The following is a 24989-nucleotide window of genomic DNA, read 5'->3' on the forward strand; positions in this document are numbered from 1 at the left end:
CCACTGCGGGAGGCCGGCGTGGTGACCTGCGCGGGTCACCGTGGGAGGCCGGCGCGGTGGCGGCTCGGGGACACGCCGCGCACCCGCTTGAACGCCACACTCAGCGCGAACGCGTTGGCGTAGCGGACATGCCGGGCGACCGCCTCGATCGTGGTCTCCGGCGAGCGCAGCAGGTCGGCCGCCAGCGCGATCCGCCAGCCCGTCAGGTACGCCATGGGCGGCTCCCCGACCAGCGAGGCGAACCGCCGCGCGAACGCCGCCCGTGACGCGCCCACCTTCCCGGCCAGCGCGGCCACCGTCCACGGGCGGGCCGGATCGTCGTGGATCAGCCGCAGCGCCGGGCCGATCAGCGGATCGCTCTGCGCCCGATACCAGCCGGGCGCCCGCGCCTCAGGCCGGGCGAACCAGGCACGCAGGGTCGAGATCAGCGCCAGGTCCAGCAGCCGGTCGAGGAACACCCGCTGCCCCGGCCCCTCGCCGCTGAGCTCCTGGCCCAGCAGTTCCATGATCGGTTCCTGCGCGCCCGGCCGCGGCACGACGAGGATCGGCGGCAGTGCGTTCAGCAACCGGCCGCTCACGTCGCCGCTGACCTGGTAGGTGCCGCTGGCCACGATCGCCGACCCGTCGGGGGCCAGCCCGCTCGTCCGCGGCCCGAGCCGCAGCTCCTCGGTGACGTCCACGCCGTCCATGGTGGTCAGGCGGTTGCCCGCGTGGACGATCGTGTGCGGCTCGGTGGCCGGGTCGTCGCCGATCGTGTACGGGTCCGGGCCCTTGACGATGGCCACGTCGCCGGTGCGCATCAGCACCGGCTCGCCCCCGTCGGGCACGATCCAGGCGTGCCCGCGCAGCGCGGTCGCCAGCGTGAGCATGGCCCCGTCGGCGATGCGCAGCGCCCACGGCGGCTCCAGGACGGCCCGGCAGAACTCCGCACTGCGGGCACGGACACCATCGAGCAGGTCGGCCAGCGGGTCCACGCCCTCAGCCTAGACGCGCGGACAGGGAAGCGAGCGTCCCGAATATGGAGCCTCCCGCCCCGCGCGACTTCACTGGAGCCATCCCAACCGGACCGCAGGAGGAAGCACATGTACGCCATCACCGGAGCGACAGGACACGTCGGCGGCGCGGCGGCCAGGGAGCTCCTGGCCAGGGGCGAGCGGGTGCGGGCCGTCGTCCGCGACCCGGCCGCAGCCAAGACCTGGATCGACGCCGGGGCCGAGACGTCCGTCGCCGACCTCGGCGACAGGGCGGCCCTGGCGGAGGCGTTCCGCGGCTGCCGCGCCGCGTTCGTCATGCTCCCCACCGACCCGGCGGCCGACGACGCCGCACACCGCGCCCTGGTCGGCTCCATCGCCGGCGCGGTCCGTGACAGCGGCGTCCCGCACGTCGTGATGCTCTCGTCGCTCGGCGCCGAGCTGGCCGAGGGCACCGGTCCCGTCCGCTGGCTGCACCACCTGGAGAACGCGCTGCGCCAGACCGGCGTCCTGCTGACCGCCGTCCGCTCGGGACACTTCCAGGAGAAGGCCGAGGCCGTGCTCAACGCCGCACGCGGGGCCGGCGTCTACCCGGTCTTCGGCGACTCGGCCGACACGTCCGTCCCGATGATCGCGACGCGAGACGTCGGCAGGGTGGCGGCAGAAGCCCTCCTGACGCCGCCCGCCCGCAGCGAGGTCGTCGACCTGGACTCGCCGTCCTACACCGAGCGGCAGGTGGCCGGGGAACTGGCGGCCGTGCTGGGGCGGCCGCTTCAGGTGGTCACCGTCCCGCGGGAGCAGTGGATACCCAGCATGGTGGAGGCCGGTCTGCCGCCGCAGCTCGCGCGGGAGCTGGCCGAGATGTACGACGCCGTGGAGCGCGGGCTGCTGCGGCCCGCCGGGGATCGGCGGGTCGCCTGCCCTACGGGGATCGGCGAGACATTGCGCCGGCTCGTGTGACGCGGGGTGGCGACGTGTCGACGATCGTGATGACGGGGGGCACCTCGGGGTTCGGAGCCGTCGCCGCCGGGCGGCTGGCGCGGACGGGCGGCGTCCGGCTGATCCTGGGCAGCCGCCGCTCAGGCCCCTTCCGGTTGGCGGGCGCCGGGCCGGGCTCGGGCTCGGGCACCTTCCGGCCGGCGGGCGCCGGCTCGGGCTCGGGCACCTTCCGGCCGGCGGGCGCCGTCGAGCTGCTCCCGCTCGACCTCGCCCGGCTCACCTCGGTACGCGCCTTCGCCGCCTCCCTGCGCGAACTTCTCGGCGGCACCTCCGTGGACGCGCTGCTGCTCAACGCCGGGATGATCCTCCCCGACGTCACCGGCCGCACCACGGACGGCTTCGAGACGACGTTCGCCGTCAACCACCTCGCCCCCTACCTGCTCGCCCGCCTCCTCCTGCCCGTTCTCGAGGACAAGGCCGTGGTCGTGCTGACCACGAGCGGCACCCACGACCCCGCCACGGGCGCGAGCCTGACCCCGCCGCGTCACGCCGACGCGCGCCTGCTGGCCCACCCCGACCGCGATCCCGGTCTGGACCTCCGCCCGGCCAAGGCGGGAGAACACGCGTACACCGCCTCCAAGCTGTGCGCGGTGCTCACCGCGCGATCACTGGCGGCCGGCCGCGACGGCGGGGGGAGGCGGTTGTCCGTGGTCGCCTACGATCCGGGGCAGGTGTTCGGGACGGGCCTGGCCAAGGACCTGCGCCTCCCCCTGCGGGCGGCCTGGGCGGTGCTGGGCTCGCCGGTGCTGCGCCGGCCGCTGAGCAGGCTGAACCCGCATCTCAACAGCCGCACCGCCGTCGGGGACGCGCTGGCCGACCTGGCGCTCAAGCTCGCCGCGCCGCCGGACGGGCACGTCTACGCCGCGCTGCGGCACGCACGGCTCACGTGGCCGGATCCGTCGGAGGCGGCACGCGGTGCCGGGCAGGCGCGGGCGCTCTGGGACGACAGCGCCCGGCTCGTCGGCCTGCCGGAGTGAACGAAAAGCCGCCGATGATGAACAATCAGTTTCGCGAGATGTCGTTTTTGTTCTTTCACATAAAGAGCGGTCATGATTATCAGCACGACCGAAAATGCCTATATGGTGAGGTCCCGGCGCTCGGGCAGGCCTGATGGCTTGCCGTGAAATACGACAAATGCGACGTCGGGGAGAAATTGGTGAGTGTCGATAACCTCCGCGAGGAACAGGCGATTCGCCGGACCACCGATCACCTGGTTCAGGTTTTCGCGGACACCCACTCCGCCGAGCACGTCGAGCGGGTGATGCAGGCCGCATATCGCGGTTTCGACGGTTTTCCCGTCCGGGACTTCGTGCCCGTCCTGGCGGAGCGCCTGGCCCGCAGCGAGCTGAACGCCCCACCACAGGCGGACACGGCCGCCGAGGCCCCCGCCGAATCCCCGGCGGCCGAAACACCCTCGGCAGGTACGCCCTCGGCGGGAACGCCTCGCCGCAAGCTGCTGCTCCCCATCGGTGCCGGCGCCGCGGTCGCCGTGCTCGCCACCGTCCTCGTCGTCGTGAACCTCGGCCAGGAGGAGACCACCTCAGCCGCCCCCCTCACGACCGTCCGTGGCGTCATCGGCTCAGAGAAGCAGGCCTTCTTCGAGGACCCGCAGGTGGTCGAGGCCCTCGCCGCCCACGGCCTCAAGGTCGAGATCCAGACGGCGGGCTCCCGCCAGATCGCCACCTCCATGGACCTCACCGGCTACGACTTCGCCTTCCCCTCCAGCGCCCCCGCGGCCGAGTACATCCAGCGCAGCCGCAAGGTCAGCACCAAGTACACGCCGTTCTCCTCACCCATGGCGATCGCCACGTTCCAGCCGATCGCCGACCTGCTCACCAAGGCGAACGTCGTCAAGCAGACCCCGGTCCCCACGTTCGACGTCAGCCGCCACCTGGACCTGGTCACCTCGGGCCAGAAGTGGGACCAGCTCAAGGGCAACTCCACGTACCCGGTCGACAAGAACATCCTGATCTCCACCACGGACCCCCGCACCTCCAACTCCGCCGCCATGTACCTGGCCATCACCAGCTACGTCGCCAACGGCGGCAAGGTCGTGCACGGCGCCGCCGCGGAGAGGGCCGTGCTGCCCCTGCTGACACCGCTCTTCACCGGCCAGGGATACACCGACAACACCTCGGAGGGCCCGTTCGAGGAGTACCTGACGGTCGGCATGGGCCCATCGCCGCTGGTCTGGATCTACGAGGCGCAGTTCGTGGACGCCGCCGCGCGCGGGCAGCTCAAGCCGGGGATGGTGCTGCTGTACCCGTCGCCGACGGTGCTGTCGAAGCACACGCTGGTGCCGTTCGGCCCCTCGGGCGACCGCCTCGGCCGCCTGCTGAGCACCGACCTGCGACTGCAGCGGCTCGCCGCCGGGCACGGGTTCCGCTCGGGCGACGCAGGCCGCTTCGCCGAGGTGGCCGCGCAGCATGACGTACGCGTCGCGGCCGACCTCATCGACGTGGTCGACATCCCGTCCTACGACACCCTGGAGCACCTGCTCGACGGCGTCGCCAAGGCGTACGGCTAACCGGCGGGCACCGCGCCGGCCACCCACGCCCACGGCACGCCGGGTGCCAGGGCGAGCACCGGCAGCCCGGCTGTGACGGTGCACGTGCTGCCCAGCAGACTCGCCGAGACGTTCTATCGGGACGGGTATGACGGCCGCCCGCTCGTGCGCGCCGGTCGGGTGGTCGCGCTCTCCTGCCGCCTGGTCGCGCACGACGTCGTACGGGACCGTAGCCCCTGGTGGCGGCAGCTCCACGCCGCCGGGCCGCCAGCCCAGCAGCACCACGCCCCGTCCGACGGCGCGTCCAGGCGTACGGCCGTACCCACGACACCCAGCGCGACCGCCACCACAGCGGGAGCCCTGAACCCCCGCCGGACCGGCGCCGCCCCCGGCCACCAGGCGGACGTGCACCCATCGTCACCGAGGTCTCAGCAGGACGCCATCACTCCGGCGCCCACGGTTCCTGACCGGGTCGCGGATAGAGGCGGTGTCCTGCGTGTACGGCGATGTCCACGCATGTCGTACGGCGGCTGGACGCTTCCGGTTGCCGTCCTCTGGCCATGTGGCGGAGCGCCATGGGCGACTACTGGACGATCTCGGACAAAACCCCCTGGCTGGTCAACGTGCGGAGCCCTAACAAGGCCTTCAGGAAGGTCCGACGGACCAAGTCCCTCACGGAGGCACTAAATGCATATTCGCTCAAGGCGACGCATCACGTACGCCGCCCTGGCCGGCGTGCTGGCGCTCGGCGGAACGGGGCTCACCATAGGGGTCGCGACGGCACAGCTCGGGACCGACGACCCGGATCTGGCCATGGTGCAGGCGGCGGCGGCCAAGAAAAGCGCCGCGGCCGCGGCCCCCACCAGCAAGGCCGCCGACTCGGCGGCGGCGGACGCCGAATCCGAGGAGATCAGCGTCGCCGACGAGGCCGACGACCCCGCGGAGTCGGACGGCTCCTCCTCGGAGACCTCTTCCGACACCTCTTCGGACACGTCTTCGGAGACCGGCGAGGACGACACGACCACCGAGGCCGACGACGACTCCACCACCACGGAGTCCGACGACGACGCCGGCACCGACTCCGATGTGGAGCAGGCCGACGGCACCGAGGTGACCGACAAGACCGACACCGGCGAGACCGACACCGGTGAGACGGACACCGGCGACACCACGGAGACCGACGACACCGAGACGGCCGACGACACCGACACCGACACCGACGAGATCGAGGAGGGCACGGAGGAGACGGCGACCGGCGCCGAGGAGACCATGTCCGACCTCACCGAGGAGCAGGCCCGCTGCCCGTTCACCACGCTCTACAAGGGCAGCGTCAAGCAGATGCTGATCAAGCGTGAAGGCGTGCGGACGAAGGCCGAGACCGTCACGGTGAAGACCAAGAAGGGCAAGACCCGGACCAGCGTCACCATCGGGATCGGCTTCGACATGAACCGCGGCGACGCGCGGACCACCATTACCGGCATCCTGAAGGAGACCACGGCGCCGTCCGAGCTGGACGACGTCAAGTCCGGCAAGGCGTTCGACGACCTCAAGGCGGGGGCCAGCGAGCTGACCGAGGAGCAGGTGAACGCGCTCTTCGACGTCTCGTACGAGGAGGCCAAGGAACTGGTCACGCGCCGGGGCATCGAGAGCTTCGACAAGCTGCCCCGGTCCGTGCAGGCCGCGTTGGTCGACTTGGCGTTCGCCCGGCCGAGCAAGATCCGCGACATCGCCGACGAGGTGAACCTGGGCACCCAGGCGGCGCTGGCCAAGAAGCAGTCGCTGAGCAGCGCCAACTACGGGCCTGCCGCCAAGCGCCTGGAGGCCTTCGGTGACGCCGCCGCCGAGCGGGGGCAGTCGGCCGACAAGCTGCGGTTCGAGCTGGATGCCGCGATGCTGCGTAACAAGTGCTAGTGCTGTACTGCTGAAGTTTCACGGGGTCGTGCCCGGGTTTCCGTCGGAGCCCGGGCACGACCCTTTTCCACGCCCGCCCACCACGGCCTCGCTACGGTCCCGGGCACGAGGGCCACCACCTCGCGCCGTGCTGCCTCGCGCCGTGCTGCCTCGCGCCGTGCTGCCTCGCGCCGTGCTGCCTCGCGCCGTGCTGCCTCGCGCCGTGCGCGCCCCGCGCCGTGCTGCCTCGCGCCGTGCGCGCCCCGCGACCGCCACCGCCTCCCGCCTTGTGCGAAGCACCGCGCCCCGCGCCACCTCGCGCCGTGCGCGCCTCGTGACGACCACCGTCCTCGCGTGCCGAGCGCTGCCTTGCGCCGCGCCCCCCGCCCCGCCCTGCGCCGCCCCGCCCTGCGCCGCCCACCCCGCCCCGCGCCGCCGCGCCGCGCCGCCCCGCCTCGCCTCGCGCCCCCTCATGACGGACACCGCCTCCCACGAGCCGAGCGCCGCGCTGTGCCGAGCGCCTGGCGCCGAGCCTTGCCCTGCCGTTGCCCTGCCCGTGCCGAGCCCCGCCCCGCGAGGGCCGCAGCGCGAACCCCGCCCCGCGAGGGCCGCAGCGCGAACGCCGCAGCGCGACGGGCCGCAGCGCGTGGGCCGGCACCGCGCGAGGCCCCCGCACGACAGCCCACCACAGCAATTCGCCCGCCACCCCACCCCTCCAAACCCCGCCCCCCGTGCCGGCCCACCACCGAGAAGCCCCCCACGTCCAGCCCCCCGAACCCACCCCCCAGTGGACAGCCGCCCCCACAACCACCCCCCGATCCAGGCCAACCCCAAGCCCAGCCGTGACGCCCACACCCCCGCCTGGACATCGGTTTGCGGCGCTGGACAACGTCCTCACCTGGATGGTCATCGCCCAGCCCCGTAATCAGGAAGTCGCTGGAAAACATTCCGACGCGTTTCGGCACCCGGGGGAGCACGCCGCTCCCCGCCGATCGCGTCACCATGAGAGAGGAAACCAAGGTGAAAGCACCTTCGAAGCTTCGTCTTGCGGTGGCCGGCCTGGCGGTCGGCGGTGTGCTGGCCGGTAGCGGCCTCACCGCGGGAGCGGCACACGCGCAAGTGGACGACCCGTTCGGTTTCGGCGGCTCGTCCGGCGGCAGCTCGTTCGACTTCGGTCTGACCGCGCCCCAGCCCGGTAGCGGGAGCAGCGGCTCCAGCAGCTCCGGCGGGTTCGGCGACTTCCTGAAGGACCTCGGCAAGGACCTGGGCAAGCAACTCGGCCAGGAGGCACTGAACAAGCTGCTCAAGCGCGACAAGAACAACAACAACACCACCCAGACCCAGCCCCAGGTTCCGGCCGAGACCGGCACCGTCCCGTCCGAGGACCTGACCTTGCAGGGCCCGGCCACGACCACGTCGAGCAAGCGGGTTCCAGAGTCGGTCGAGAAGGTGCTGCGCGAGGCCGGGATCAGCCTCGTGGACTGGATCGTCAAGCGGCAGCCCGGCGACAGGCGCAGGGGTTTCGGCTCGTTCAAGGAGCCGGACCGCTTCTTCCGTCCGGAGCTGCAGCGGCAGTTCTGCCGGGTGCCCGGCAACGTCCGCCTGTTCGGCACGACGGTCCGCAGGGGCCGCTTCCAGCCGACGAACTTCATCGGCGGCGACAACCTGGGCCGCACGCTCGTCCTCGGCCGGAACTCGTTCCTGGCCCCGTCGGGCAACAAGCTGAAGAGGTTCAGCACGGTCAACTACGTGTTCGTCTCGAAGAGGGGCGCCGAGGTCCTCAGGCCGCAGCCCCGCGTCGCGAAGAACACGGTGCTGGAGGACCGCGACAGGTACCCGACGGACTTCCTGAAGAGGGGCGTCAAGTACACCGTGGTCGTCCGTTACATCAACACCTGTAACGAGCCGGTCGTGGACGTGATCGGCAAGGTCCGCCGGCGATAGCCGGAGGTTCCGGATCGTCGTGCGGGGCGGCCCCCAGCCAGGGGCCGCCCCGCAGTCGTGTGGATTTCGGACGGGCTCTGTCTGGTCAGTGTCAATTCCGGAACGGAAAGGATCAGTCCGCGGGGCGTGCGTCCGCGAATAGGAGGCCGAGAGCTTCAAATCGTCCAGGGGGCACGATGATCCAACACGACACCACCACCCGGGGAAGACGGGAACGGCCGGTTCCGCCCGGCCCGCTCCAGGAGTTCGCGCAGGGGCTACGCGACCTGCGGATGGCGGCGGGCAATCCGAGCTACCGGGCCATGGAGCGTAAGGCGGGATATTCGTCGTCGGCACTGTCCGCGGCCGCGTCGGGGGACCGGCTGCCGAGTCTGGCGGTCACGAAGGCGTACGTGGGGGCGTGCGGCGGTGACCAGGACGCGTGGGCCAGGAAGTGGAACGACCTGCGGGAGGAGCTGGACAACAAGCCCCACGACGGCGAGGCGCTCGCGCACCCGTCACCCGCGCGCCGCCCGCGGCGGGTACGGCTGAACCGCGGCGTGGTCAAGCTGTCCGCGCTTCTCGTCGCGATCGGCGTGACGGGGCTGGCCACGGCCGGAGCGCTGCGCGACGACCTGCTGTTCCGCGCCATCTCGACCACGGACGACAAGAAGGACGACGGCAAGACGGAGGCCAGGGACAACCGGCCCGCCTTCACGGCGGTCGCCGGGCCGAGCTGCCCGCGCGACACGACGCGCAGCGTGCGCATCGACGGCATGCCCGGCAGGGACGGCTGGAAGGACGCCGCCGCGTCCGGCTGGACCGGCGCGGGCTGCGGCGACAGCTTCCTGTTCTCCGAGCTGAAGCCGAAGAGCGGCGAGAACCCGCGCAACTCCTTCCAGTGGCGCTTCACCACGGGCCTGCGCGGCTCCCACGACTGCACGCTGACGGTGTACGTCCCGAAGTCGGAGCTGGCCGGGCAGCGCGTCTGGTACACGGTGAGCGACGGCTTCGACGAGGAGGCGCGCACGGTCGGGGAGTTCACCCTCGACCAGGGCGTGCGCCAGGGCCAGTGGGTGCCGGCGCCGGTTCCCCTGGTCGTCACCAGCGGCCTGGTGATCGTGCAGATCACCGACACGGGGCGCGGCAACACCACGGGAAACCAGGCCATGGCCGCCGGCCCGGTCCGGCTTTCCTGCCCATGACCTCACCACTGACCTCACCACTGACCTCACCACGGGCCGACACGATCGCTGGGGGGCACGATGACGAACAAGGAAAGGCTTCGTGAGTTACCGCGCAGACCTCGGGGACGGCACGCGCGTCCGGCGGCGCCCGACCCGCTGAAGGAGTTCGCCCGCGGGCTGCGCGACCTGCGGGCGGCGGCGGGTGAGCCGAGCCGCCGCGCGATGAGACGCAGGACGGGAGTCCCGGCGGCCGAGCTGGCGGCGGCGGTGTCGGGGGAGGAGCTGCCGAGCCTGACGGTCACGCTCGCGTACGTGGCCGCGTGCGGCGGCGACCGCAACGAGTGGACCAGGAAGTGGCACGTGGTGGACGCCATGCTGCGGGTGCGCCACAGCGACCGCGTCTACGAGACGGTGGAGTTCCCGCGCATGGGGCCGCCTCCGGAGCCGCCCGTGGCCGAGCGGCGGCGCACGTCCATCAAGACGTGGGTGATCCTCGGGGTGCTCGCGCAGATCGCGGTGCCCGCGGCGCTGGTGATCTACCAGAACCAGGTGCCGATGGCCGTCTCCGTCGCGGGCCGCCAGGACGCGTTCACCACCACCTCGCTGCGGCCGGCCGGCCCGTCGCCGCGGACCACGGCGACGGGCGCCGCCCGCCCGGCCTTCGTGGCGGTCGCGGGCCCCGGCTGCCCGCGCGACGCCAGGCGCAGCGTGCGCATCGAGGGCGTGCCGGGCCGGGACGGCTGGAAGGACGCCAGCGCTCCCGGCTGGACGGGCGCGGGCTGCGGCGACGGCTTCCTGTTCTCGGCGCTGACGTACGACCCGGGCCAGGCCGTCCCGCGCAGCAACAGCTTCCAGTGGCGTTTCACGACCGGGCTGGACGGGCGCCACCAGTGCCAGGTGAAGGTGTACGTCCCGAAGACCGGCTTCGCGGGCCAGCGGGTCTGGTACACCGTCACCGACGGCTTCGACCAGGACGCCCGCACGGTCGCGGAGTTCACCCTCGACCAGCGCATGCGCCAGGGCACCTGGGCTCCGGGCCCCGCTCCCGTCACGATCACCAGCGGGCTGGTGATGGTCCGGATCACCGACACCGGCAGGGGCAACGCGACGGGCGACCAGGCCATGGTGGCCGGGCCGGTGCGCCTGTCCTGCGCCTGACAGAGGTCATGAGGAGGCCGCGGCGAGCCCGCCGCGGCCCCCCTTCCAGGCCTGATGCGTTCTCACCCGCCGTTGAGGGGTATCAGAGGCGAGAGGTGACCATCGGGGGGAGGTCACGATGGAAGGGGCCGGGGACGGCTCGCGCTGCGGCCTGGCGTTCGAGGTGCTCGATCCTGCGCCGGTGGGGGTGGCTGTCACCAGCGGCCCCGAGCACCGCCTGCTCTACACCAACGCCATGTACCGGGCACAGTTCGGCGAGAGACCCATGGGGCTCCCGCTGGAGAAGGCCTTTGCCGAATTCGTCCAGAAACGTTACGGAACGCTGTTCGACCAGGTGTACGAGACGGGCGAGCCCGTCGTCCTCAACGCCGCTCCGGCGAGCATGGCGGACGAGGGGGAGGAGCGCTTCTTCACCTCCAGCCTGTCGCGCGTGTCGCTGGAGGGCGGCGCGCACGGCGTGCTCGTGGTGACGACGGAGGTCACCGAGCAGATCAACGCCACGCAGGAGTTCCGGGCGATCGCCGACGAGCGCAGCCGCATCCTGCGGCGCTACGAGAGCCTGATGCGCGTCAGCGCGGAGATCATCTGGGTGGCGGGCGCCGAGGGCGAGGCCATCGAGCCGAGCCCTAGCTGGCAGCGGGTGACCGGGCAGCCGTGGGAGGAGTTCAAGGGCCAGGGCTGGCAGCGGATGCTGCATCCGGACGACCGCGAGCCGACGCTCCGGGCCTGGTGGCAGGCGGTCCACGGCGGCGCGGACGTCTGGGAGCAGGTCTACCGGCTGCGCACCGCCGACGGATGCTACCGGCACTTCCGGGCGCAGGCCGTGCCGATCCGCGAGAACGGCCGGGTCCTCGAGTGGGTGGGCACCTGCAGCGACATCGAGCAGCAGTGGCGCGACCGGCGGCGCCAGCAGGTGCTGGACCGCGCGACCGCCGCCACGGCCGACCTGACGAGCCTGCCCGAGATGCTCGGCGCGCTGGCGGACGTGATCGTCCCCGAGCTGGCCGACGGGTGCGGCGTGCACCTCATCACCGACCTGACCAGCATCAGGCAGGGCGGCGTGCCGTTCGTGGTCGAACGCCTGGCCACCTCCGCCCGCAGCGGCCTGAGCCGGCTGCCCGCCTACAGCGAGGAGCACCTGCCCGCCGACAACACGCTGGTCAGAGCCGTCCAGGAGCGCCGCCCGCTGCTGAAGATCTTCCCGAAGGGCGCGCCGCCGCCCAACCTCGCGCCCGCCGACTTCCAGTCGTGGCTGACGGCCAGCGAGGCCAACAGCCTGCTCACGCTGCCTGTCGTGGTGGACGGGGCCGTCCCCGCCGTCGTCAGCGCCGTGACCTGCGAGGACCGGGCGCCGATCGGCTGGGACGACATCGAGCTGCTCGACGAGATCTTCGACCACGCGCATGACGCGCTGAGCAACGCCATCCGCTTCCAGCGCGCGCAACAGGTGGCCCTGGCCCTGCAGCACAGCCTGCTCGCCGAGCCGCCCACCCTGCCCGACCTGGAGATCACGGCCCGCTACCAGGCGAGCCCGACAGCGGCGGAGGTCGGCGGCGACTGGTACGACTCCTTCGTCCTGCCCGACGGCGTCACCGTGGTCGCCATCGGCGACGTCGCAGGCCACGACCTCGGCGCCGCGGTCGCCATGAGCCAGCTCCGCAACATGCTGCGCGCCCTGGCCATGGACCGCTGCGAACCGCCCGGCGAGATCCTCACCCGGCTCAACCTCGCGATGGAGTCCCTGTCGGACGACGTGACGGCCACCGCCGCGCTCGCCCGCGTGGAACGGGTCGAGGGCGGCCACCAGCTCCACTACGCCGTCGCCGGCCACCCGCCGCCGCTCCTGGTCACCGCCAAGGGGGAGAGCTACTTCCTGGACGGCGGCGCCAGCCCCCTGCTGGGCTTCCGGCACGAGCAGCCGTGCTCGTCGGAGGTGATGCCGTTGCCGCCACGCAGCACGTTACTGCTATACACGGACGGTCTCGTCGAGCGGTCGGGCGAGCATCTGGACCGGGGGCTGGAGCGGCTGCGCCGGCTCGCGGGGTCGCTGGCGGACGAGCCGATCGACGCGTTCTGCGACAATCTGCTCAGCGGGCTGCCCACCAGCGGGCAGGACGACATCGCCGTCATCGCGCTGCGGCTCCCGGCCGAGCCGTAACCGCCGCCCGGCGGCCCGTCCGGCAGGCGCTTGAGTGCAGGGGATGGACGTGATGGACGAAGTGACGGCCTGGCTGGCAGGGCGGGCCGTGCCGCTGGCGGACCTCGCCCCGCTCAGGACCGCGCTCCAGGACGCCCGCGTGGTCGGCCTGGGCGAGGCCACGCACGGCAGCGCCGAGTTCTTCCTGCTCCGCGGGCGCCTGACCGAGCTCCTCATCGAGGAGCTCGGCTTTACCACGCTCGCCATCGAGGCCAGCGCCGCCGCCGCGCGAGCCGTGGACGCCTACACCGCCGGCGGGCCGGGCAACCCCCGCGAGGTCCTGGCCGGGCTGCGCTTCTGGACGCTGCACACCGCGGAGATGCTGACCGTCCTCGAACGGCTGCGCGACCACAACCGCACCGCCGCCCGGCCCGTCCGCTTCGTCGGGATAGACCCGCAACACCCGCAGTCCGCCCTTCAAGCCCTGCGCGCCTGCCTGGGCGAGCCCGCCGCGCCCCTGCTCGACCCGCTCGGCGACCTCGGCCGCGACGGCTTCATGCGGCCACTGGACCGGCAGGCCGAGGCGGACGCGCGGCGCCTGGAGGAGCACGTGGCCGCGCACGGGCCGGACGAGGCCCGCGAGCACGCCAGGATCGTCCGGCAGTTCGCCGACGTGGCGAGCAGGCCGCGCGTCCACACCGATCCGGAGCGCACCCTCGCCGCCGCCCGCGACCGCTACATGGCCGAGAACGTCGCCAGGCTCCTGACCGTGCCCGAGGACAAGGTGGTCGTGTGGGCGCACAACAGCCACATCGCGCGGAGCGCCCGCGGTGTTCCGCCGATGGGGGCGCACCTGGCGAGGGAGTTCGGTGAGGCGTACTACGCGCTCGCGGTGCTGTTCGGTCACGGCGAGTTCCGCGCCCACCGGCGGCGCTTCGGCCGGCTGGTGCGCAAGCCCCCGGCCCTCTTCCGCGTCCCGGCGGGCGGCGCGCCGGGCGACGTGGCGGGCGACGTGGCGGCGCGGCTGGCCGCCGCCCACCCCGGCGACTACGTGGTGGACCTGCGCGGCGGCGACCGCCCGGAGCCCGTGGCCGCCTGGCTGGCGGACACCAACCAGGTGCGCGGCTTCGGCGGGATGGCGCGCCGGGTGCGCGCCAGGTCCGCCTTCAGCGACACGGTCCTGGCGGACGAGTTCGACGGCCTCGCCTTCCTGCGGCAGGTCAGCGCGTCCACACCGTTATGACCCCGCCAGGACGCCTGGATAGGATGCGGCCATGAGCACCGACCGGCCAGGAGACGCCCCCGGCGGCGACAACCTCGGCTGGACGCTCGGCGTGCTGCTGCGCGCCTACCACGGCACGGTCGTCACCGTGATCGGCGATCTGCCGCACGGCCCGCGCGGCTACCAGACGCTCGCCGCCGTGGTCGGCGGCGAGCACCCCACGCAGCTCGCCCTGGCCGCCCACCTGGGCATCGACCGCACCGTGCTGACGTACCTCCTCGACGACCTGGTCCAGGCGGGGCTGGTCGAGCGGCGGCTCAACCCGGCCGATCGGCGGCAGCGCAGGATCGTGGCGACGGCGGGCGGCGAGAGCACGTTCAAGGAGCTGGAGCGGCGGGTGCGCGAGGCCGAGGACGGCCTGCTCGGCGCGCTCGACCCGGCCGAGCGCGACACCTTCAGGAAGCTTCTGCGGCGGGTGGCCTGCGACGTGCGCGACGTGGACGCCGCCGCCGACCCGTGCACGGTGGCCGAGGAGCTGCTCTCGGACGGGCGCTGAGTCTCCCGCTAGTTCCTTGCACACGCGTGGAATGCCCATGCGCAATTTGCTGTTGTGCAACTCGTCTGGCGCAGAGATAGTCTGCTCCACAACACATCTGCCTCGCTCGGGCGGAGGAGGAACACACAGCCATGCCTGACTACGGGCACGACCTGACGTTCGGGTCGTTCATCACGCCGGCCAACGCCACGCCGCAAGAGGTCGTCGCGCTGGCGCAGGAGTCGGAGGCCGCCGGGCTCGACCTGGTCACCTTCCAGGACCATCCCTACCAGGCCGCCTTCCTCGACACCTGGACGCTGCTGTCGTACGTCGCCGCGCGCACCGAACGCGTCCACCTGTCGGGCAACGTCATCAACCTCCCGCTCCGCCCGCCGGCCGTGCTCGCCAGAGCCGCCGCCAGCCTCGACCTGCTCAGCGGCGGCCGGTTCGAGCTGGGCCTCGGAGCAGGCGGCTTCTGGGATGCCATCGAAGCCATGGGCGGCCGGCGGCTGACCCCCGGCCAGGCCGTGGACGCGCTCAGCGAGGCCATCGACGTCATCCGCGGCGTCTGGGACGCGGGCAACCGCGAACGTTTCCGCCTGGACGGCGCCTACTACCAGGTGGACGGCGCCAAGCGCGGCCCGGCCCCGGCGCACGACATCGGGATCTGGCTGGGCGCCTACAAGCCCAGGATGCTCCGGCTGACCGGCGCCAAGGCCGACGGCTGGCTGCCGTCGCTGCCGTACATGCGCAGCCTCGACCAGCTCGCCGAGGCCAACGCCATCATCGACGACGCCGCCGCCGGGGCCGGGCGCGCGCCCGCCGCCGTCCGCCGCCTGCTCAACCTCACCGGACGCTTCGGCCCGCCCAGCGACCGGCTGCTGTCGGGGCCGCCCGAGCAGTGGGCCGAGCAGCTCGCGGTGCTGACCCTGGAGTACGGCTTCTCCGGATTCATCCTCATGGCCGACGACGCGGCCACCATCCGGACGTTCGGCGAGCAGGTCGCGCCGGGCGTGCGGGAGCTCGTGGCGCGGGAGCGGTGATCGTGGATCACGGACATGCGCTGCGGTTCGGGGTGCTGCTCGGTGCGGGCGGTGACGTGGTGGAGCGGGCTCGGCTGAGTGAGGAGCTCGGCTACGACGTGGTGTCCTTCCGGGACGAGGGTGCCGAGCTGGATGTGTGGACGTTGCTGAGCTGGGTGGCGGCTCGCACCAGCCGGATCCGGCTGCTGGCCGGGCCTGTTGCCGAGCTGGGCAACCCGGCGGTGCTCGCTCGTGCGGCGGCCAGCCTTGATCTGCTGTCGGGCGGGCGGGTCGAGCTGGCTCTGGACGGTTCGGGCGGAGGCACGTCCGGCGCGCCGGGCGAGGCGATCGGCGTCGGCCCGCGCGGGGAGGCGGTCGACGTCGGCCCGCGCGGGGAGGCGGTCGGCGTCGGCCCGCGTGGGGAGGCGGTCGGCGTCGGCCCGCGTGGGGAGGCGGTCGGCGTTGGCGCGCTGGGCGAGGCGATCGACGTCATCCGCGGCATCTGGGCGGCGAACGTGCGTGCCCCTCTGCACTTCGACGGGCGGCACCACCGCGTGTCCGGCGCCGAACGGGGGCCGGCGCCGGCGCACGACATCCCGCTCTGGCTCGCCGCCGGCGCCGGCCCGGACGCCCTGCGGCTCGCCGCGGCCAAGGCCGACGGCTGGCTGCTCACCGCGCCAGGCGTCGAGCCGGCGGCGACCGGCGCGCTGATCGCCGAGGAGGCCGTGGCGGCAGGACGCGACCCGCGCGAACTGCGCCGCCTCGCGATCGTCACCGGCCGCTTCCAGCCCACCCCCGGCATCACCCCAGGAGGGGGCCATGAAGCGTTCCTCGCAGGCCCGCCCGGCCGATGGGTGGCCGACCTCCTCCCCCTGATCGACGACGGCGCCGTCACCACCCTCCTCCTCGCCACCGACGACGAGGACACCCTGCGCCGCTTCGCCACCGAGGTGGCCCCCGCCCTCCGCGCCGCCACCACCACCGGACAGCATCCCGGCCACCGCCCCGCCCGCAGCGTCTTCGCCCGCCGCCACCGCCGCGAGGGCATCGACTACGACGCCATCCCCCCGGCCCTCACCGAACAGGCCGTCGAACCGGGAGACGCCGCCTTCGCCCGCGTCCGCTCCACGTACCTGCGCGGCGGTTCCCCGGGCCTGGTCCTGCGCCCGGGCACGCCCGACGAGGTGAGCCAGGCCGTGCGCTACGCCCGTACCCAGCCGGTGAAGCTCTCCATCCGCAGCGGCGGGCACGGCATCAGCGGCCGCTCCACCAGCAACGGCGGCATCGTCATCGACGTGTCCCGCCTCAACGCCATCGAGGTGGTCGACAAGGCCACCCGCCGCGTCCGCGTCGGACCCGGCGCGCGCTGGGGTGAGGTGGCCGCCGCGCTGGCCCCGCACGGCTGGGCGCTCACCTCCGGCGACTACGGCGGCGTGGGCGTCGGCGGGCTGGCCACGGCGGGCGGCATCGGCTGGTTCGTCCGCGAGCACGGCCTGACCATCGACCACCTGCGCGCCGTGGACCTGGTGCTGGCCGACGGCAGCCAGGTGCACGCGGACGACGAGGAGAACGCCGGCCTGTTCTGGGCCGTGCGCGGGGCGGGGGCGAACCTCGGCATCGTGACCGCGTTCGAGTTCGAGGCACACGAGGGCGGGGACGTGGGGTTCGCCCAGCTCGTCGTGGACGCCACCGACACGGCGGGCTTCCTGCGGCGCTGGGGAGCCGCGATGGAGGCGGCCCCGCGCGACCTCACCAGCTCGCTCATCATCGGCCAGGCCCGGCCCGGGCAGCCGCTCATCGCGCAGATCATGGCGGTCGTGCACTCCGGCGACGCAGAGACGATCATCAACCGGCTGCAGCCGATCGCCGCCGCCGCTCCGCTGCTGGACCACTCGATCCAGGTGCTGCCGTACGAGGCGATCATGCAGGTGCCGCACGGCCCGCACGACGCGCAGGGCGAGCCGGTCACCAGGGCGGCCCTCGCCGACCACCTCACCCCCGAGCTGGCCGCCGCGGCCGCGCGGCTGGTCGCGAGCGGGCGCACGTACTTCTTCCAGGTGCGTTCCGCGGGCGGCGCCGCCTCCGACGTCGCCCCGGACGCGACCGCGTACGCGGGCCGGTCGGCGAACTTCTCGCTCGTGGCGTTCGGGCCGGGCCGCCGTGCCCTCGACGAGCTGTGGGACGGCATGCTGCACCACTTCTCCGGCCAGTACATCAACTTCGAGACCGACCTGCGGCCGGAACGCGTCCTGGAGGCCTACCCGGAGCCGACGCTGCGGCGGCTGCGCGCGCTCAAGCGGCGCTACGACCCGGCCAACGTCTTCCGCGACAACTTCAACATCACCCCGTCGGACCCCTGACGGGGGCTCACGCCAGATCCCACAACAGGCGGTAGTACGCGATGCGCTCCTCGTCCGGCTCGATCCCGTAACCCTCGTAGACGTGGCCGTCGTAGCCGGGGCCGTAGTCGTACACGGTGCTCCAGGCGGCCACCGCCAGATCCGCCCACCGGTCGGCGAGGCCGAGCGAGCCGAGATCGACGTGCGCGGCGAACGCGCCGTCGTCGTGCAGCAACGTGTTCGGGACGCACGCGTCGCCGTGGCAGACGACCAGCCGGTCGATCGGCGGCGGGGCACCGATCCTGGCGCGGGCCTCGTCCGGACGCAGACGCCGATGCTCGGGCGCCCACTCGGCGGGCCCCTCGCCCTCGGCGATGCGCTCGTCGGCGCGGCGCAGCCGCCGCGCCACCCCCCAGTCGAACGGGCACCCCTCCACGGGCAGGGCGTCGTGCAGCAGCCGCAGCCCCCGCCCGATCGCCGTCGCCGCGACGGCCGGCTCGGCCACCCACCGCGCGTCCATCGCCGACGTCCCGGGCACGGCCGCCGTCACCAGCCATTCACCGCCGGCGTCCTTGCCGTGGCCGAGCACGCGCGGCACGGTCGCCCACCGGCTCGCCCACGTCAGCCGCTCGGCCTCGCCCGCCAGGTCGATCTCCGGGGTGCCCGCCGCCACCCACTTGGCGTAGCGGGTGCCGCCGCGCGGGTCGTCCAGGCGGAACGTCAGGCCGCCCAGTTCGTTGCGCCACACGGGGGTGACGGCGCCGGCGTCGCGCGCCAGCGCGGCGATCGCGTCGGGGACGGGCACGGGGCCGGTCGGGACCTCGGAGTTCACGCTCACAGGGACCTGATCCTTCCAGCCGCGTCGCCACCCCGGCAACGGCTTTTCCACCCACCCCGCGGCTCCCGCGCACCTTCAGCACCTTCGCCATACGCTGGATCACAAACCCCCCGCGGCCCCTGGGAGAGGCGATGAGCACGGGCGTGCGAGCGAAGGCGGCGGCCGTTCTGCTCTTCCTCCTGACCCTCCCGGCCGGCCTGCTGGCGGGCCTCACCGCGCTGTGGGCCACCGCCACGGCGACCGGCGACCGGTGGGCCGCCGTCGTCGTCGCCGCACTGGCCATGGCCGCCGTCGTGTGGTGGATGTGCCGGTCGGCGCTGCGGCGCCTGGCGGCCGGACGGGCACAGCGCTGGGTGCCGATCGCGGTCGCCGCCCTGGAACTGGCGATCGCGGCCGTCCCCCTGGCGGGCCTGCTGTTCGGCGGCCCGCCACCCCGCCCGATCGCCACCGACCCCGCCACCCGCTACTGGAACCTGCCGACCGGCTCGCGTATCGCCTACACCCACACCCCCGCCCAGGGCGAACGCCGCCGGCCCACCCCGGTGCTGCTCCTGCACGGCGGCCCCGGCGCACCGCCCGCCGAGCCGTCACCGCTGGCTCCCGCCCTCGCCGCCCAGGGGTTCGACGTGTACGCCTACCACCAGGTGGGCGCGGGCCTGTCCAGCCGCCTCCCCGACGTCACCGGCTACACCGTGCGACGGCACGTGGCCGACCTGGACGCCATCCGGGCCGCGATCGGCGCCGGCCGCGTCGTGCTGGCCGGCACCTCGTGGGGCGCCCAGCTCACCGCCGCCTACCTGGCCGCGCACCCCGGCCGGGTGGCCGGCGCGGTCGTCGCCTCGCCAGGGACGATCTGGCCCGCCGCCTACACGGACGACCAGAAGATGACGGACGGCGGGCTGCGCGACCAGAACCAGGCGGTGTGGGACCGTCCCCGCTTCCTGCTGGCGCACCTGCTCATGCAGGTGGCGGGGCCCGGCACCGCTCAGGCGCTGCTGCCGGACGAGGCGATGGACGGCGAGTTCGACGCCCTCATCGGCTCGTTCGACATGCGGGCCGGGTGCCAGGGGCAGCCGTTGCGGACGCCGATGTCGGGGGCCGGGTTCTGGGCCAACGCCATGACGGCCCGCGACGCCGGTCAGGCCACCGACCCACGGCCCGCGCTGCGTCAGGTCGCCGTGCCCGTGCTGGTGCTGCGCGGCACGTGCGACTACCTGGCGGCCGAGGTGGCCCGCGAGTACGCCGAGGTGCTGCCGAACGCCGTCTTCCGCGCGATCGACGGGGCCGGCCACGACATCGCCCACGACCGGCCCGCCGAGTACCAGGAGCTGGTCACCGAGTTCCTGCGCGGCCAGGAGTGAGCGCGGCTCGATCAGAACCCGGCCGCTCGCCTCAGACCCGGCGCAGCATCAGCGTGACGAAGCCCAGGACACCCCGATAACCGCCGAGCCACAGCTCACGATGCTCACGGGCGGCCGACAGCGCGCTCTCACCCTCCTCACCAGGGTGGTCGAGCGCCCAGCGGGTCAGCGTGCCGGTCCACGACCACTCGTACTCGTCCCACTCCTCCACCGTGCTGGCGTGCGCGTAGACGGTGGCGTACCCGGCGTCCTCCGCCCGCGCCACCGTCCCGGCCAGGTCGGCGTACTCGTCGGGCTCGGCGCCGAACCGGGCGAGCAGGCCGGGGGACGGCGGGCGCTCCCAGAAGCCCTCGCCGACCAGGGCGAGCCCGGAGGAGGGCCGCAGGTGATCGCGGACGGCGTCCAGGGTCGGCGCCAGACCGCCGAAAGCGTGGGTGGCGCCGACGCACAGCACCAGGTCGTACGGTTCTTCGGCGGTGAAGTCCGTGGCGGGGGCGCGGTGCAGGCGGAGCCGGTCGGCCACCCCGCGGCGTTCGGCCTCCTCCTTGGCCCTGGCGAAGCCGGAGTCGGAGATGTCCACGCCGTCGGCCGTCGCGTCCGGATAGAGGGACAGAGCTCTGACCAGCCACGCCGCCTCGCCGCAGCCCAGGTCGAGGATGCGGGCCCGCGCGGGTGGTTTCGCCCGGACGAGCAGGCGTTCCAGGTTGTCCTCGCTGATCGGGGCGGCGATGGGGTGGTCGGCGTGGGCGAGGTGACTGATCAGATCACGTTCCATCCGGCGAAGGATGCCGCATCCGAGGCGCGAGCGGCAAAGCCGGGGCGCGGATGCGGCCACCTGACACATCCGGAAATGTCAGCCGATGCCGTCACACTCTCCCCACGGGATCCGTCATATCCGTGCCCCGGACAACCCGGGAACGACCATGACATGGGGGACTGAGGACAACATGACGAACACGGAACTGCGCACGGCGGTACGCGGCCAGGTGCTGCTCCCCGGCGACGACGGCTTCGAGCAGGCGGCCAAGCCCTGGAACCTGTCCGTGCACCAGCCGGTGGCCGCCGTCGTGGAGGCCGAGGACACCGCCGACGTGGCGTCCCTGGTCCGGTACGCGGCAAGAACCGGCCTGACGGTGACCGCCCAGCCCGGCGGCCACGGCGCCACCGGCGGCACCGACGGCGTGATCCTGCTGCGCACCGGGCGGCTCGGCGGCGTCCAGGTGCGTCCCGGCGAGCGGGTGGCCAGGGTGGGCGCAGGCGTCAAGTGGGGCGAGGTGCTGGCCGGGACGGGCCCGCACGGCCTGACCGGCCTCGCGGGCAGCAGCCCCGTCGTGAGCGTGACCGGTTACACGCTGGGCGGCGGTCTGAGCTGGTTCGGCCGCCGGTACGGCTTCGCGGCCGACAGCGTGCGCTCGTTCGACGTGGTGCTGGCCGACGGCGAGCCCGCCACGGTCACCGCGAGCTCCGACCCCGACCTGTTCTGGGCGCTGCGCGGCGGCGGCGGCGACTTCGCGCTGGTCACCGCGATCGAGTTCGACCTGCACCCGGCGCCCGCCCTGTACGGGGGCCGCGTCATCTGGCCGGGGCACCGTACCCGCGAGGTGTTCGAGGCCTTCAGGGAGATCACCGCCGAGGCGCCGGACGAGCTGTCGGTGTGGTTCAACAGGTTCCAGTTCCCGCAGGGGCCGCCCATGGTGGCCGTGGACGTCGCGTTCCTCGGCGAGGAGGGCGACGGCCGGACGCTGCTCGCCCGCCTGGACAAGATCGACGACGTGATCGCCGACCAGCGGGGCCCGGTGCCGGTGGCGAGCCTCGGCGACATCACCGACGAGCCGACCGACCCCGCGCCCGGCCGTACCCGCGCCGAGCTGCTCACCGGGCTGGACGACACGGCGGCCGAGGTGCTGCTGGACACCCCGCTGGAGCCGGTGCTCGCCGTGCAGCTCAGGCACCTGGGCGGGGCGCTGGCCGCCACCCGCCCTGACGCGGGGCCGAGCGGGCCCCTTTCTGAGCCGTACCTGCTCTACACGCTCGGCCTGGCGCTCAACCCCGAGCTGTCCGCGGCCGTGGGGGAGCGGCAGGAGCGCTTCGTCGGGGAGCTGGGGTCGCTGGTCAGCGGGCGCAAGCCGTACACGATGCTGGGGCGCGGCGACCGTGCGGCGGCGGCCTTCACCGAGGGGGACCTGGCGCGGCTGCGGGACATCAAGCGGGCCCGCGACCCGCGCGGCGTCCTGCGCGCCAACTTCCCCGTCCTGGCCTAGCCCGGAGCGGGGCCGCGGGGCGGGACCCTGGGGCGGACCCTGCCCCACAGCCTGCCCCACGGCCCCGGCCCGTTCAGCCGCCGAACGTCACGACGAGCCGGCCGTCCGAGGCGAACGACCACCGCGGCGTGCCGGAGTAGGACGAGCAGCGGGAGCCGTTCGAGCCGGTCCAGAACTGGTTGGAGCTGTCGGAACTACCGACGATCTTGTCGTTGGTGCCGCTGCCGCTGCGGCACGAGGTGTTGTTCCTGAACACCGACGTCCCCCCGTCGAAGGAGAAGTTGCGCTCGGCGTTGTCGATGCTGACGTTGTCCGCGATCGACATCGTGCCCAGGTTGCGGTTGTAGGTGAAGCCGTGCTTGCCGTTGTTGTAGGCGATGTTGCGGCGGATGACGTGGTTGACGCCGATGTCCTCGCCGCCGAGCTTGTAGCCGTTGCGGTCGCCGTTGCCGGCCTGGCTGCCGTCGCTGAGCGTGCCGTTGTCGTACGACAGGGAGTCCTCGATGGTCACCGGGCCGATGGGGCCGGTGTCGGTCTTGGTGTAGAGGTCCCAGCCGTCGTCGATGTTGTTGCGGGCCACGGCGTAGCGGAAGACGTTGCCGGAGCCGACCGTGAGCTTGGCGGCGAAGCCGTCGGCGTCCTCACCGTCGGAGTCGGCGTTGTCGTGCGACAGCGCGCTGAGGATCAGGTTGCCGGCGGGCCACTGGGAGTTCGGGGTGTCGGAGGCGATGCGGGAGAGCTGCAGGCCGGTGTCGCGGTTGTAGCGCGTCACGGTGCGCTCCAGGATGTTGCCGCTGCCGCCGACGAAGATGCCGTTGTCACCGGCCCGCTCGACGACCACGCCGTAGACGTGCCAGTACGAGCCGTTCACGGCCAGGCCGCGGTTGGCCGGGTCCTCGCTCTGCGCCGAGAAGTTCAGCACCGGCGTCTCGCCCGGGTAGGCCGACAGCTTCTTGCGTGCGCTGGAGGTGCCGTTGTTGCCGGGCGCGATGGTGACCGTCTGCGCGTAGTTGTAGGTGCCGCCGCGCAGGTAGATCGTGCCGCCGGCGGCGATGCGGGTGATGGCGGAGGTGAGAGTGGTCGGGTTCGCCTGCGTCCCGGCGGCGCCGTCCGTGCCGCCCGGGGCGACGTACAGGGTGCCGCTGGACGGCGGCGGCGTCACGGTCGGGGTGACGGTGGGCGTCACGGTGGGCGTCACGGTGGGGGTGGGGCTCGTGGTGGGGCCGCTCCCGGCGGGCCGCAGCGTCCACTGCTTGGTGGCGACCGAGTCGCAGGAGTTCTGCTGCAGGACGGCGCCCGCCGCCGTCGAGTTGTCCTTGACGTTGAGGCACTTGCCGCCGTTGCCGTTGACCACCCGGTACGCCGATCCGGACGCGGTGAGCTGCCATGTCTGCGACGCCGCCCCTGTGCAGGACTCCTGCTGGACGGCCTTGCCCGCGCTCGTCGAGGCGTCGCGCACGCCGGCGCACTTGCCGCTGTGCTCGGCCTTGATCGTGTAGGTGCTCCCGGAGGCGGTGAGCGTGAAGACCTGCCCGGCGCCGTCGGTGCACGCGCTCTGCACGAGCTGCACGCCGTCGCCGGTGCTCTGGTTCGGTACGGCCGCGCACAGCCCGCTGCCCGCGTTCACCAGGGTGTACGAGCCGCTGGACGGGGCCGCCGAGGCGGGCAGGTTGAACACGGCGATCAGACCGCCGGTGGTGAGCAGACCGGCGGTCGCCACGACCGCCAGCCTCTGCGAGAGGGTTTGGTTCTTGGGCACGTTTTCATCCATTCCGCAGGGGGGTGTGCACATGGACGCCAACCGGTTGCGGTCACAGTGACGTTACCTGCCGGAAACGTCAATAAGCGCAGGTAAAACTGCAAACGGGGGAGGGAGTCGTGGCTGGTAGTGCCGCCTTTTCTGCAACAACCGATTGCAAGATTCGAGCGTGAAACTTTCACGGACTCCGCCGTTCGGCGGGGTTTGGTACGTTATGTCGCCTTCCTTCGTTGTAATCATGGAGCTGTCATATGTTCGCGACTTCCCTTGGAGACGACGGCGCCGTGCTGCGTCCGCTCGAACCGTGGCGCGCCGAGGAGTTCCTCGCCCACATGGAGCGCGGACGGGAGTTCATCGGACGCTTCATCGGGTTGCCGGACGTCGTCGTGGACCCGGCTTCGAGCAGGGCGTTCCTTCAGGCGTACGCGGACAAGACCGCCGCCGACACGGCCCGCATCTACGGCATCTGGACGGACGGCACCCTCGTCGGGGGTGTCCTCTTCCGCACGATGGACCTCGCCACGGGCATCGCGGAGGCGGGATGCTGGCTGGAACCCGCCGCGGCCGGCAAGGGGCTCGTCACCCGGGCGGCGCGCGTCATCATCGACTGGGCCGTTGAGGAGCGCGGCATCCACCGGGTGGAGTGGCGCGCCGCGGCGGCCAACTCGGCCAGCATCGCGGTCGCCCGGCGGCTCGGGATGAGCAAGGACGGGGTGCTGCGCGGCGGGACCTTGCATCGGGGGGAGCGGTACGACATCGAGGTGTGGTCGGTGCTGGCGCCGGAGTGGCGGGCGGCCCACGCGGCCCCCCCCTGTCGTCCGCCCCCGTCCCCCCCCGCGCCCCCCCCCCCCCGCTCCCCCCGCCTCCTCCCCGCCGCCCCG

General features: G+C 73.0%; 18 protein-coding genes and 1 pseudogene. 15 read left to right on the forward strand and 4 right to left on the reverse strand.

Annotation, left to right across the window (positions count from 1 at the left end; translation table 11 throughout):
- Positions 1–35 precede the first annotated feature (35 nt).
- The gene (locus tag FXF51_RS02960; protein WP_148432635.1) at positions 36–974 is read right to left on the reverse strand and encodes an AraC family transcriptional regulator; all 939 of its coding nucleotides are present in this window, start codon (positions 972–974) and stop codon (positions 36–38) included.
- Positions 975–1082: 108 nt separating this feature from the next.
- Here FXF51_RS02960 and FXF51_RS02965 point away from each other — a divergent pair, with 108 nt between their 5' ends.
- From FXF51_RS02965 to FXF51_RS03020, 12 genes and pseudogenes are all read left to right on the forward strand, one after another.
- Positions 1083–1931, forward strand: a complete 849-nt coding sequence (locus FXF51_RS02965) for an NAD(P)H-binding protein (protein ID WP_148432636.1) — start codon at positions 1083–1085, stop codon at positions 1929–1931.
- Positions 1932–1945: 14 nt separating this feature from the next.
- Positions 1946–2947 carry a hypothetical protein gene (locus FXF51_RS60455; RefSeq protein ID WP_222871093.1) on the forward strand — a complete coding sequence of 334 codons (1002 nt, stop codon included), beginning with the start codon at positions 1946–1948 and terminating at the stop codon, positions 2945–2947.
- A gap of 179 nt (positions 2948–3126) precedes the next feature.
- A complete protein-coding gene (locus tag FXF51_RS02975; RefSeq protein ID WP_262379253.1) occupies positions 3127–4497 on the forward strand; it encodes a three-helix bundle dimerization domain-containing protein in 1371 nt (456 codons plus the stop codon).
- A gap of 666 nt (positions 4498–5163) precedes the next feature.
- A complete protein-coding gene (locus FXF51_RS02980; protein ID WP_148432638.1) occupies positions 5164–6387 on the forward strand; it encodes a hypothetical protein in 1224 nt (407 codons plus the stop codon).
- Positions 6388–7386: 999 nt separating this feature from the next.
- On the forward strand, positions 7387–8310 hold the full coding sequence (locus tag FXF51_RS02985; RefSeq protein ID WP_148432639.1) for a hypothetical protein: 924 nt from the start codon (positions 7387–7389) through the stop codon (positions 8308–8310).
- Positions 8311–8486: 176 nt separating this feature from the next.
- On the forward strand, positions 8487–9494 hold the full coding sequence (locus FXF51_RS02990; RefSeq protein WP_148432640.1) for a hypothetical protein: 1008 nt from the start codon (positions 8487–8489) through the stop codon (positions 9492–9494).
- 60 nt (positions 9495–9554) lie between these two features.
- Positions 9555–10634: a helix-turn-helix domain-containing protein gene (locus tag FXF51_RS02995; protein ID WP_148432641.1), complete on the forward strand. Its 1080-nt coding sequence runs from the start codon at positions 9555–9557 to the stop codon at positions 10632–10634.
- Positions 10635–10752: 118 nt separating this feature from the next.
- The gene (locus FXF51_RS03000; protein WP_148432642.1) at positions 10753–12792 is read left to right on the forward strand and encodes a SpoIIE family protein phosphatase; all 2040 of its coding nucleotides are present in this window, start codon (positions 10753–10755) and stop codon (positions 12790–12792) included.
- A 52-nt stretch (positions 12793–12844) separates the two neighbouring features.
- Positions 12845–14014 carry an erythromycin esterase family protein gene (locus FXF51_RS03005; protein ID WP_187414136.1) on the forward strand — a complete coding sequence of 390 codons (1170 nt, stop codon included), beginning with the start codon at positions 12845–12847 and terminating at the stop codon, positions 14012–14014.
- A 31-nt stretch (positions 14015–14045) separates the two neighbouring features.
- On the forward strand, positions 14046–14549 hold the full coding sequence (locus FXF51_RS03010) for a MarR family winged helix-turn-helix transcriptional regulator (RefSeq protein ID WP_148432644.1): 504 nt from the start codon (positions 14046–14048) through the stop codon (positions 14547–14549).
- 131 nt (positions 14550–14680) lie between these two features.
- Positions 14681–15568 (forward strand): annotated as a pseudogene (locus FXF51_RS03015) (LLM class flavin-dependent oxidoreductase); the annotation flags it as partial.
- A 5-nt stretch (positions 15569–15573) separates the two neighbouring features.
- The gene (locus FXF51_RS03020; protein WP_222871094.1) at positions 15574–17910 is read left to right on the forward strand and encodes an LLM class flavin-dependent oxidoreductase; all 2337 of its coding nucleotides are present in this window, start codon (positions 15574–15576) and stop codon (positions 17908–17910) included.
- Positions 17911–17917: 7 nt separating this feature from the next.
- Here FXF51_RS03020 and FXF51_RS03025 read toward each other — a convergent pair whose 3' ends face one another.
- A complete protein-coding gene (locus FXF51_RS03025; protein ID WP_148432646.1) occupies positions 17918–18727 on the reverse strand; it encodes an aminoglycoside 3'-phosphotransferase in 810 nt (269 codons plus the stop codon).
- A 131-nt stretch (positions 18728–18858) separates the two neighbouring features.
- Between FXF51_RS03025 and FXF51_RS03030 the strand changes: the two genes are divergently transcribed.
- Positions 18859–20088 carry an alpha/beta fold hydrolase gene (locus tag FXF51_RS03030; RefSeq protein ID WP_148432647.1) on the forward strand — a complete coding sequence of 410 codons (1230 nt, stop codon included), beginning with the start codon at positions 18859–18861 and terminating at the stop codon, positions 20086–20088.
- A gap of 31 nt (positions 20089–20119) precedes the next feature.
- On the opposite strand, the gene FXF51_RS03035 is transcribed toward FXF51_RS03030, so the two are convergent.
- Entirely contained in the window at positions 20120–20863 is a 744-nt protein-coding gene (locus FXF51_RS03035) for an SAM-dependent methyltransferase (protein ID WP_148432648.1), read from the reverse strand.
- A gap of 172 nt (positions 20864–21035) precedes the next feature.
- Here FXF51_RS03035 and FXF51_RS03040 point away from each other — a divergent pair, with 172 nt between their 5' ends.
- On the forward strand, positions 21036–22349 hold the full coding sequence (locus FXF51_RS03040) for an FAD-binding oxidoreductase (protein ID WP_148432649.1): 1314 nt from the start codon (positions 21036–21038) through the stop codon (positions 22347–22349).
- A 73-nt stretch (positions 22350–22422) separates the two neighbouring features.
- Here the strand turns inward: FXF51_RS03040 and FXF51_RS03045 are convergent, their stop codons facing one another.
- Positions 22423–24108, reverse strand: a complete 1686-nt coding sequence (locus tag FXF51_RS03045) for an RICIN domain-containing protein (protein WP_262379254.1) — start codon at positions 24106–24108, stop codon at positions 22423–22425.
- 251 nt (positions 24109–24359) lie between these two features.
- Between FXF51_RS03045 and FXF51_RS03050 the strand changes: the two genes are divergently transcribed.
- Positions 24360–24989: GNAT family N-acetyltransferase (locus FXF51_RS03050; RefSeq protein ID WP_148432651.1), on the forward strand; the 630-nt coding region annotated here is incomplete at its 3' end.

The organism is Nonomuraea sp. PA05 (assembly GCF_008086045.1).
Lineage (GTDB): Bacteria > Actinomycetota > Actinomycetes > Streptosporangiales > Streptosporangiaceae > Nonomuraea > Nonomuraea monospora.

Bases quoted from the DNA above. Each gene is read 5' to 3' on its own strand.
- FXF51_RS03010 (WP_148432644.1), top strand. From the start codon at position 14,046: ATGAGCACCGACCGGCCAGGAGACGCCCCCGGCGGCGACAACCTCGGC.
- FXF51_RS03005 (WP_187414136.1), top strand. From the start codon at position 12,845: ATGGACGAAGTGACGGCCTGGCTGGCAGGGCGGGCCGTGCCGCTGGCG.
- FXF51_RS02995 (WP_148432641.1), top strand. From the start codon at position 9,555: ATGACGAACAAGGAAAGGCTTCGTGAGTTACCGCGCAGACCTCGGGGA.
- FXF51_RS02980 (WP_148432638.1), top strand. From the start codon at position 5,164: ATGCATATTCGCTCAAGGCGACGCATCACGTACGCCGCCCTGGCCGGC.
- FXF51_RS03040 (WP_148432649.1), top strand. From the start codon at position 21,036: ATGACGAACACGGAACTGCGCACGGCGGTACGCGGCCAGGTGCTGCTC.
- FXF51_RS03030 (WP_148432647.1), top strand. From the start codon at position 18,859: ATGAGCACGGGCGTGCGAGCGAAGGCGGCGGCCGTTCTGCTCTTCCTC.
- FXF51_RS03000 (WP_148432642.1), top strand. From the start codon at position 10,753: ATGGAAGGGGCCGGGGACGGCTCGCGCTGCGGCCTGGCGTTCGAGGTG.
- FXF51_RS02965 (WP_148432636.1), top strand. From the start codon at position 1,083: ATGTACGCCATCACCGGAGCGACAGGACACGTCGGCGGCGCGGCGGCC.
- FXF51_RS03035 (WP_148432648.1), bottom strand. From the start codon at position 20,863: ATGGAACGTGATCTGATCAGTCACCTCGCCCACGCCGACCACCCCATC.
- FXF51_RS02990 (WP_148432640.1), top strand. From the start codon at position 8,487: ATGATCCAACACGACACCACCACCCGGGGAAGACGGGAACGGCCGGTT.